The sequence below is a fragment of the Paraburkholderia sp. SIMBA_030 genome (assembly GCF_046535245.1).
In the GTDB taxonomy this organism is placed as follows: Bacteria; Pseudomonadota; Gammaproteobacteria; order Burkholderiales; family Burkholderiaceae; genus Paraburkholderia.
Genome location: NZ_JAWRXB010000412.1, coordinates 1 through 276 on the forward strand (window position 1 = coordinate 1; position 276 = coordinate 276).

At 55.8% G+C, this 276-nt stretch carries 1 protein-coding gene; it reads right to left on the reverse strand.

Going from position 1 to position 276, the window contains the following annotated elements; genetic code table 11:
• On the reverse strand, positions 1-276 hold a 276-nt coding region (locus SB772_RS40570; RefSeq protein ID WP_410838594.1), incomplete at both ends, for a hypothetical protein.

Consider the following 276-nt stretch of genomic DNA (forward strand, 5'->3'; position numbering starts at 1 on the left):
CTGCTTCGGTACGAACTGAATGTCGCCGTTCTCAACCGCTTCAACCGCCGGCTTCGCCAGTACATCGGCACGTACGTACCACTGGTCGGTCAGCATTGGTTCGATAACCACGCCGCCACGGTCGCCGTAAGGAACGGTCAGGTCGTGCGGTTTAATTTCTTCCAGCAGGCCGAGTGCGTCAACCGCAGCAACGACTGCTTTACGTGCGGCAAAACGCTCCAGTTTCTGGAATTCTGCCGGGATCTCGCTGGAATAAACGTCAGATTCGTTACCTTT